The following is an 8,872-nucleotide window of genomic DNA, read 5'->3' as shown; positions in this document are numbered from 1 at the left end:
CGACCACGCCCATGTGCCTGCGCATGGCCGCACCGCCCGGCCGCCCACGCCTGTCCACCCGAGCCCGTTCACCTGCGCCCGTCCACCCGAGCCCGGCTCCGGCCCCGTGCTCCGCCCCGCGCCCACCCGCCTTCGGCCTGCTCGCCCACCCGCCTTCGGGCTGCGCCCACCCGCCTTCGGCCTGCCCGCCCACCCGCCTTCGGGCTGGTCGGCGGCCCTCTCGGCGTGCCCGCGACCGCCGGTCCCGGCGGCCCGTGCGCGGTCGGCAGCGGTTCCCCGCAATTCCCGTAGCGCCCCGTTAAATGTTGATCATGCCTCTGACCTGCGTGAACGCCGCCGCCAACGATCCCGCCAACACCCTTTCCCCGGTGCCCGCCCCGAAGTCGCCGCGCTGTTCCGCAAAGGCGTCGCCGACGTGTTCCCGAGCCGTTGCCCGCGCGCGTTCCTGCGCGCCGCCCGGCTAAGCGCATCGGTTTGTCGAAGTGGCGCCGCCCACTCCCGCAGCGCTCTCGCGCCACTAACGGCCGAGTGGTCCGCGACTAACGACCGAGCGGCGTCCGGCTCAACCGGACCGCCGGTGCCCGCTTTTCCCCCGGCTGAAACCCCGACCCGATTGCCGGTCCCGCCCAACCGATTTCCCGCCGGGGTCGGGTGGAAAGCGCCACCCGACCCCTCATTCCGCCATCCGTGGAAAACCCGGCGTGCGCTCGGCGATTCCACCCCGCACTGTTGCGGGCGCCACACCGGCGCGACCCATTCGGCTCAGGAGAGCGGTTTGCCCAACGCCGTCGGCAGGTAGTGCGCGGCGGCCAGGCGCGGCCACCGGGACGCCGGGTCCGAAGTGGACCAGCCCGGCGCGCCCGGCCGGAACGACAGCACCCACGCGCTGCCCTTCTTGCTCGGCGTCCTGCCGCCCTCCAGGGCCACCCCGCCCAGCGCGGCCAGCGCCTCCACCAGGTCCGGGATCACCCCGCCCTGCGAGGACACCACCGGCACCCCGTCGTCCTCCTCCAGCAGCCGCGCCACCCGCGCCACCGCCGCGTCCCGGTCCGGCCAGTAGCCCTCCTCGGACAGCGCCGGCTCCGAGCGCACCGGCACGCCCAAATCGTCCGCCACCGCCCGCACGGTCTGCTCGCACCGCAACCTCGGCGCCGCGTGCACCCGCGAGGCGCCCCACAGCGGCAGCACCCCGCGCAGCGCCTCCGCCTGCCGCCACCCCGCCGCGCTCAGCGGCCGGAGGTCGTCGTCACCGGACCAGTGCTCCCGCTTGCCCGCCTTGGCGTGCCGCACCAGCAGCAGCGTCCGCAACCCGCCCGGCAGCGCGGTGAACGCGGCCAGCACCGCCCGGTCCTCGTCCCGCGACACCAGCCCCGCCGCCTCGGCGGGCGAGAGCCAGCGCAGCTCGTCCACCTCCTCGTTGGGCGCGAACGAACCCGCGACCACGTCGGCCGCGTAGTAGTCCACGACCTTCGGCACGCCGTCCACCGCGTACCGGACGGCCCTCAGGTACGGGCCCAGCACCGCGCGGAACCCGGTCTCCTCGAAGACCTCCCGCACCGCCGCCGCGGGCGCCGCCTCACCCCGGTCCAGCTTCCCCTTGGGCAGCGACCAGTCGTCGTAGCGGGGCCGGTGCACCACCGCCACCAGGTCCCCGTCGCGCAGCACCGCGCCCGCCGCCCGGATCACCGGGCGCACCTCGTCAACCACGGCTCACCCCAGCGCGTCGTGCTTGCGGAGCAGTTCGGTCTGGTGGTCGCGCACCCGGCCGCCGTCGGCGGGGGACGCCTCCCACTCGCCGTCCGGCTGGAGCACCCAGCAGCGCGTGGTGGGCTCCAGCGCGGACTCCACCACCGCGTCCAGCTGCCCGGTCAGCCTCGGGTCGGTCACCCGCACCAGCACCTCGACCCTGCGGTCCAGGTTGCGGTGCATCATGTCCGCGCTGCCGATCCAGTGCTCGCCGCAGCCGGTGAAGTGGAACAGCCGCGAGTGCTCCAGGAACCGGCCGAGGATCGAGCGCACCCGGATGTTCTCGCTCAGCCCCGGCACGCCCGGCTTGAGCGCGCACACCCCGCGCACGATCACGTCCACCGGCACCCCGGCCATCGACGCCCGGTAGAGCGAGTCGACGACCTCCTCGTCCACGAGGGAGTTCACCTTGATCATCACACCGGACGGGCGGCCCGCCCGCGCGTGCTCGATCTCCCGGTCGATCCGCTCCACGATGCCGCGCCGCACGCCGTACGGGGCCACCATGAGCGTGCGGTAGTGGTCCTGCCTGGCGTAGCCGGTCAGCACGTTGAACAGGTCCGTCAGGTCCGAGCCGATCGTGGGCTCGGCGGTGAGGATGCCGACGTCCTCGTACAGCCGCGCGGTCTTCGGGTTGTAGTTGCCGGTGCCGATGTGGCAGTAGCGGCGGATCGTCGAGCCCTCCTGGCGCACCACCAGCGAGGTCTTGCAGTGCGTCTTGAGCCCCACCAGGCCGTAGACGACGTGCACGCCCGCCTTCTCCAGCGCCCGCGCCCACTTGATGTTCGCCTGCTCGTCGAAGCGCGCCTTGATCTCCACCAGCGCCACGACCTGCTTGCCCGCCTCGGCCGCGTCGATCAGCGCGTCCACGATCGGGGAGTCGCCGGAGGTGCGGTAGAGGGTCTGCTTGATGGCCAGCACGTGCGGGTCGGCGGCGGCCTGCTCGATGAAGCGCTGCACGCTCGTGGAGAACGAGTCGTACGGGTGGTGCACCAGCACGTCGCCCTCGCGCAGCGTCGCGAAGATGCTCTTGGGCGTCTCCCGCTCCACGAACGCCGGGTGCGTGGACGGCACGAACGGCCGGTCCTTGAGCTGCTTGCGGTCCAGGCCGTACAGCTGCCACAGGCACGACAGGTCCAGCAGTCCGGGCACCTGCACGACGTCCTGCTCGTCGACCTCCATCTCGCGCAGCAGGCGCTCCAGCATGTGCTCGGTCATGTCGCCCGCGACCTCCAGCCGCACCGGCGGGCCGAACCGGCGGCGGGCCAGCTCCTTCTCCAGCGCCAGCAGCAGGTCCTCGTGCCGGTCCTCCTCGACCTCCAGGTCCGCGTTGCGCGTCACCCGGAAGGCGTGGCACTCCCGCACCGTCATGCCCGCGAACAGGTCGCCCAGGTGCGCGGCGATCAGCTCCTCGACGGGCAGGAACGTGGCGCTGGAGCTGGCGCGGTCGGACTCGACGCGGACCAGGCGCGGCACGTTGTCCGGCACCTTGATCCGGGCGAACCGGTCCATGCCGCCCTCGGGGTCCCGCACCATGACGGCCAGGTTCAGCGACAGGCCGGAGATGTACGGGAACGGGTGCGCCGCGTCCACCGCCAGCGGCGTGAGCACCGGGAACACCTGCTCGGTGAAGTAGTTCGACAGCCGCAGCCGCTCGAAGTCGGTGACCTGCGCCCAGGTCACGATGCTGATCGCGTGCTTCTCCAGCTCCGGGCCCACGTGGTCCAGGAACGCGCGCGCGTGCTGCTCCACCAGCTCCTGGGCGCGCTTGTAGATGGTGCCCAGCTGCTCGCTGGGGCTCAGGCCGTCGGCGCTGCGCACGGACAGCCCGGTCTCCTGGCGGCGCTTCAGCCCGGCGACCCTGACCATGTAGAACTCGTCCAGGTTCGAGGCGAAGATGGCCAGGAACTTGGCGCGCTCCAGCAGCGGCTGCGACGAGTCCTCGGCGAGCGCGAGCACGCGGGCGTTGAAGTCCAACCAGGACAGCTCGCGGTTGAAGTAGCGGTCGTCGGGCAGGTCGACCGTGGTGAGGTCGTTGGTCGCGGCGGGCGGCGAGCCGGGGATGATGCGCGGAGCGTCCGGCGGCGGGGCGACCTGCTGCACCGAGCTGCGCCGGGTCGCCGGGCGGGGCCGCCTGCGCGGGGCGGCCCCCGAGGCCGCCGAGCGGCTCGCGGCGGCGCCGGTGGTGGGACTCGTCCGCGCGGATCGTGTCCGCCGCTTCGGAGTCGGCTGCTGGTCGCTGTTCTCCGTGCTCACGCTCTGCATTGTTCCCCAGATGGGGGCCGCCCGCGCTGATCCGAGCCGTCCGGGAGGTGAACTCCGGGTCACACCGGGCGGAGCAGGGCGACGACGCGCCCCGCCGCGTCCCGCCGCAGCGTCACCCGCTGACCGGGGCGCAGCGCCCGCCAGCCGCCCGCGCCGACGGCGGGGGAGGGGACGGGGACGAGGACGCCGTCGTCGCGCAGGACCTCGGCGGAGCCGTCGGGGAGACTGCGGCTGACGGTGGCCTGCTCGGGGCGGGCCGCCGGGGTGGGTTCGGGGCAGGGTTCGGGGCGTTCGGGCGGCGGCGCGCCGGGCCCGGTCTGCTCTGGCACGGGCCGAAGGTAGCCCACCGCCCCCGCCTCACCCCGCGACCCGCACCCGCGCCCACGCCTGAGCGCTGCGCGCCCCCAGCCCGTACCCCGCCGCCAGCGCCAGGTCCTCCAGCGTGTCCACATCGCACCGCAGCGTCGGCCAGTCGCCCAGCAGCTCCCGAGCCCCGCCGTCCCGGTGCGCCGCCGCCGACGGGCCGCCGAACGCGGGCGCCAGGTCGCGCCCCGCCGCCGACAGCAGCAGCGTCGTCCCCGTGGCCTGCCGGTCCGCGCAGAACGCCCGCTCGCCCCCCGCCTCCACCACGGCCGCCCGCAGCTCCACCTCGCGCAGCGCGGGCAGGTCCGCCTGCAGCGCGCCCACCACCGACCGGGGATCGCGCCCCCGCAGCACCGACGCGCCGAAGCGCAGCGCCGGGTTCAACCCCTCCGGGCCCACCACCGTCTCCACCCCGGCCACCGCCAGCTCGCCCGCGACCACCGGGTCCGCCGTCACCACCAGCACCGACCGCGCCACCCGCCGCGCCACACCCACCAGGTCCAGGGCGAACGCCAGCGCCAGCGCCCTCCGCCCGGTCCCCGCCTCCAACCGCGTCTTGGCCCGGTCGAGGCTCTTCACCGGCACCACCAGGTCGACGTCCGCTCGCACACCGCCATACTCCCCGATGCCCGCTGGACCCGGCGGCGCCCTCCGGGGAGCACCGGGGTCCGACGACCGAGAGGGGAGCAAGTGGCCAAGGAGAAGGGCGGCTTCTGGGTGGGGGTCGGCGCGACGATCCTCTACCCCGCAGGCGCGCTGCTGGCTGGCAGGCGCATCGAGGGACCGGGCCTGCCGCGCGAGGGCGGCGTCCTGCTCGTGATGAACCACGTGTCCCACCTGGACCCGGTGTACGACGCCGTCCTCGTCCACAAGCAGGGCAGGCTTCCGCACTTCCTGGCCAAGCACAGCCTGTGGAACGTCCCCGCCGTGGGCGGGCTCCTGCGCGGCACCGGCCAGATCCCGGTCTACCGGGGCACCTCCGACGCCCAGCAGTCGCTGCGCGCCGCCCACGAGGCCCTGGACGCGGGCCAGGTGGTCGTCATCTACCCGGAGGGCACCATCACCCGCGACCCCGCGGGCTGGCCGATGCACTCCCGCACGGGCATCGCCCGCCTCGCGCTGGAGCACGACGTCCCGGTCATCCCGGCCGCCCGCTGGGGCACCAGGGACATCTACGACCACTACCGCAAGCGCTTCCGCCCGTTCCCGCGCAAGTCCGTGGTGACCCGGTTCGGCGACCCGGTCGACCTGGCCGGGTTCCGCGCCGGGCCGCACGACCTGCCGCAGCTGCGCCAGGTCACCGACCTGATCATGCACCAGGTCAAGGACCTGCTCGGCCAGGTCCGCGACGAGCAGGCGCCCGAGGGCTTCTACCACTCCAGGAAGGCCTGACGTGGACCGCGTCGCCGTGCTGGGCGCCGGGTCGTGGGGCACCGCGTTCGCGAAGGTGCTCGCCGACTCCGGCACCCCCACCGCGCTGTGGGCGCGCCGGGGCACGGTCGCCGACGAGATCACCACCAGCCGGGTCAACGCCGGGTACCTGCCGGGCGTGCGGCTGCCCGACAACCTCACCGCCACCGCGTCCGCCGAGCAGGCCCTGGACGGCGCGCGGGCCGTGGTGCTGGCCGTGCCCAGCCAGACCCTGCGCGAGAACCTGGCCGCGTGGCGACCCGCGCTGCCGCCGGACTCCACGCTGGTCAGCCTGGCCAAGGGCGTCGAGCTGGGCACGCTCAAGCGGATGAGCGAGGTGGTGCGCGAGGTCGCGGACGTGCCCGAGGACCGGGTCGCCGTGGTGTCCGGGCCGAACCTGGCGCGCGAGATCGGCGCCGAGCAGCCCACCGCGACGGTCATCGCCTGCACCGACCACGACCGGGCCGTCGAGCTCCAGCGCGCCTGCACGAACCCGTACTTCCGGCCGTACACCAACACCGACGTCGTCGGCTGCGAGCTGGGCGGGGCGTGCAAGAACGTCATCGCGCTGGCCTGCGGCATGGCCGCCGGGCTCGGGTTCGGCGACAACACGATGGCGTCCATCATCACCAGGGGCCTGGCGGAGACCGCCCGCCTCGGCGCCGCGCTGGGCGCCGACCCGCTCACCCTCGCGGGACTGGCCGGGCTCGGCGACCTGGTGGCCACCTGCGCGTCCCCGCTGTCGCGCAACCGCACGTTCGGGGAGAGGCTGGGGCGCGGCGACACGCTCGCGCAGGCCCAGGAGGCCGCGCACGGGCAGGTCGCCGAGGGCGTGAAGTCGTGCACGTCGATCCACGCGCTGGCCGCGCGGGTCGGCGTCGACATGCCCATCACCGACGGGGTGCGCCGGGTGTGCCACGACGGGCTGGACCCGAGGGTCCTGACCGCCGCGCTGCTCGGCCGCGAGACGAAGGCGGAGCGCTGATGGGCACACCTGGTGGCGCGGGGGAGTCGGGGGCGGGCGCGGTCGGGTCCGGCGCTGCGGGGTCCGGCTCGGCGGGGTGGGGCGACGGGACGCGGGTGGTGCACAGCGCCGCCGTCGCGCCGGGGGAGCCGTTCCTGGCCGGACCGGTCCTCGCCGCGCCCTACCGGCTGGGCGGCGACGACACCTACGGGCGCGCGCACAACCCGACGTGGCGCGCGCTGGAGACCGCGCTGGGCGGGCTCGACGGCGGCGAGTGCGTGCTGTTCCCGTCCGGCATGGCCGCGATCTCGGCGCTGCTGCGCACCGTCCTCGCGCCCGGCGACGTGCTCGTGGTGCCGTCCGACGGCTACTACCTGACCAGGACGCTCGCCGCCGAGCTGCGGGTGGAGGTGCGCGAGGTCCCCACGGCCGGGCCGTACCCGTCGTTCGACGGCGTGCGGCTGGTGCTGCTGGAATCGCCGTCCAACCCCGGTCTGGACGTGTGCGACATCGCCGCGCTGGCCGAGGCCGCGCACGCGTGCGGCGCGCTCGTCGCGGTCGACAACACCACGGCGACCCCGCTCGGGCAGCGACCGCTGGAGCTGGGCGCGGACGTCGTGGTGGCCAGCGACACCAAGGCGGTGGCCGGGCACAGCGACGTGCTGCTCGGGCACGTGACCGCGGCGGACCCCGCGCTCGCCGAGCGGATCAGGGCCGCGCGCACGACCGGCGGGGCCATCCCCGGCCCGTTCGAGACGTGGCTGGCGCACCGCGGGCTCGGGACGCTGGACCTGCGGCTGGAGCGGCAGGCGGCGAACGCGGCGGCGCTGCACGCGGCGCTGTCGGGGCACCCGGCGGTGACCGGCCTGCGCTGGCCGGGCGCGGCGGGCGACCCCGCGCACGAGGTCGCCGCGCGGCAGATGCGGCGGTTCGGCGGGGTGCTGGTGTTCGTGCTCGCCGACGAGGCCGCGGTGGCGCGGTTCCTGGAGCGGTCCGAGCTGGTCGCGGCCAGCACGAGCTTCGGCGGGCTGCACACCACCGCCGACCGGCGCGCGCAGTGGGGCGACCCGGTGCCCGAGGGGCTGATCCGGCTGTCCGCCGGGTGCGAGAGCACCGAGGACCTGGTCGCCGACGTGCTGAACGCGCTGGGGTGACGCGGGTCCTCCCGCTGGGGCGCGCATGGTCACGTGCGCGCCCCTAGCGCGGTGACCACATGCGTTCACCGGGTTGGGGGCACGCCGGGCAAGATCCCCGACGCCGGTTCGTGGTGATCCCGTGCTCGGCGGTGACGCCGGTCCCGTGAGCACGGGAGGCATCGACGGCCGAGCCGGTCAGAGCACGTCGATCAACCAGGGACGAGGGCCGTCGCCTCCTGACCCACGTGCGGCGGGGCAGGCAGGGCGCGATCCGGATGCGTCGGGCGGTGATCGTCCTGGCCCCGTCGTCCGGGACACCAGCGCCGGCGATCGCGCGTCGGGGCGCGGCGGACACCGACAGCGTGCGGGACGTGATCCACGACTTCAGCGCACGCGGCCTGGCGGTGCTGGACCCTGGCTGGACCGGGAGGCCGTTCCCGCCTCAGCAGCCACGACGACATCACGTTCGTCGCGGCGATGGCCCGGACCCGCCCGGCTCTGGTCGGTCTGCCCCGCACCCGGTGAAGCCTGTGCACACTCGCCGTCCACCCGCACCGCAACCCCGACCGGCGGGTCCGCGTCGGCCGGGAGCGATCACGCCAGAGCCCGCACCGGCACGGCGTCGGCTTCCAGCGCACCCGGACCTGGAAGACCTCCACCGACCCCGCCTCCGACGCCGAGCTCGACCGCGTCGACGAGGTCCTCCCCCGGTTTCCGAAGCGGTGTTTCGCCCTCGGCCAGTTCGGACCACTCGCGATCCGCCCGCACCACGGCTCCGGCTCGGCGCCGCGCAGGCGTCCCGACCGGCGGCCTGCGACCTACCGGCGCACCCGCGGCATCCGCTGCTTCCACGGCTGCTGCTCCGTCGGCGACGACCGGCTCCGGGGCGTCACCCCGACGTCCTCGACGCCCAACGCCGCCAACGGGCACGCGTCCGCAGCGAACGCCACCAACGCCGGGACCGACCCCACGGGCAGCCTGACCAACC

The 8,872-nt window shown here is 74.9% G+C and carries 7 protein-coding genes; 3 read left to right on the top strand and 4 right to left on the bottom strand.

Annotated elements, in window-relative coordinates; all coding sequences use genetic code 11:
- Positions 1-762: 762 nt before the first annotated feature.
- The 4 genes from ACTUAL_RS02210 to cofC are packed head-to-tail and all read right to left on the bottom strand — an operon-like array spanning position 763 to position 4,983.
- Positions 763-1,695, bottom strand: a complete 933-nt coding sequence (locus ACTUAL_RS02210; RefSeq protein WP_440899088.1) for an NUDIX hydrolase — start codon at positions 1,693-1,695, stop codon at positions 763-765.
- Between the two features lie 15 nt (positions 1,696-1,710).
- Positions 1,711-4,011 (bottom strand): RNA degradosome polyphosphate kinase, encoded by a 2,301-nt coding sequence (locus ACTUAL_RS02205; RefSeq protein ID WP_177154436.1) that lies wholly within the window; start codon positions 4,009-4,011, stop codon positions 1,711-1,713.
- Positions 4,012-4,070: 59 nt separating this feature from the next.
- A complete protein-coding gene (locus ACTUAL_RS02200) occupies positions 4,071-4,340 on the bottom strand; it encodes a hypothetical protein (RefSeq protein WP_440899087.1) in 270 nt (89 codons plus the stop codon).
- A gap of 28 nt (positions 4,341-4,368) precedes the next feature.
- Entirely contained in the window at positions 4,369-4,983 is a 615-nt protein-coding gene (cofC, locus tag ACTUAL_RS02195; protein ID WP_096496661.1) for a 2-phospho-L-lactate guanylyltransferase, read from the bottom strand.
- A gap of 81 nt (positions 4,984-5,064) precedes the next feature.
- Between cofC and ACTUAL_RS02190 the strand changes: the two genes are divergently transcribed.
- Genes ACTUAL_RS02190 through ACTUAL_RS02180 form a run of 3 tightly spaced genes read left to right on the top strand, consistent with a single transcriptional unit; the run spans position 5,065 to position 7,902 of the window.
- A complete protein-coding gene (locus tag ACTUAL_RS02190) occupies positions 5,065-5,766 on the top strand; it encodes a lysophospholipid acyltransferase family protein (RefSeq protein ID WP_440899086.1) in 702 nt (233 codons plus the stop codon).
- A gap of 1 nt (position 5,767) precedes the next feature.
- Positions 5,768-6,769, top strand: coding sequence for an NAD(P)H-dependent glycerol-3-phosphate dehydrogenase (locus ACTUAL_RS02185; RefSeq protein ID WP_096496659.1), 1,002 nt, complete (start codon positions 5,768-5,770; stop codon positions 6,767-6,769).
- A complete protein-coding gene (locus ACTUAL_RS02180; RefSeq protein ID WP_440899085.1) occupies positions 6,769-7,902 on the top strand; it encodes a cystathionine gamma-lyase in 1,134 nt (377 codons plus the stop codon). Before ACTUAL_RS02185 ends, ACTUAL_RS02180 begins: the two co-directional genes overlap by 1 nt.
- Positions 7,903-8,872: the final 970 nt, after the last annotated feature.

The organism is Actinosynnema sp. (assembly GCF_052038725.1).
The sequence above is the reverse complement of the archived record's forward strand: the minus strand, read 5'-3'. Positions and strand labels throughout refer to the sequence as shown.

Excerpts from the sequence above, each read along its gene's own strand:
- ACTUAL_RS02205 (WP_177154436.1), bottom strand. The coding sequence starts at position 4,011 with ATGCAGAGCGTGAGCACGGAGAACAGCGACCAGCAGCCGACTCCGAAG.
- ACTUAL_RS02180 (WP_440899085.1), top strand. The coding sequence starts at position 6,769 with ATGGGCACACCTGGTGGCGCGGGGGAGTCGGGGGCGGGCGCGGTCGGG.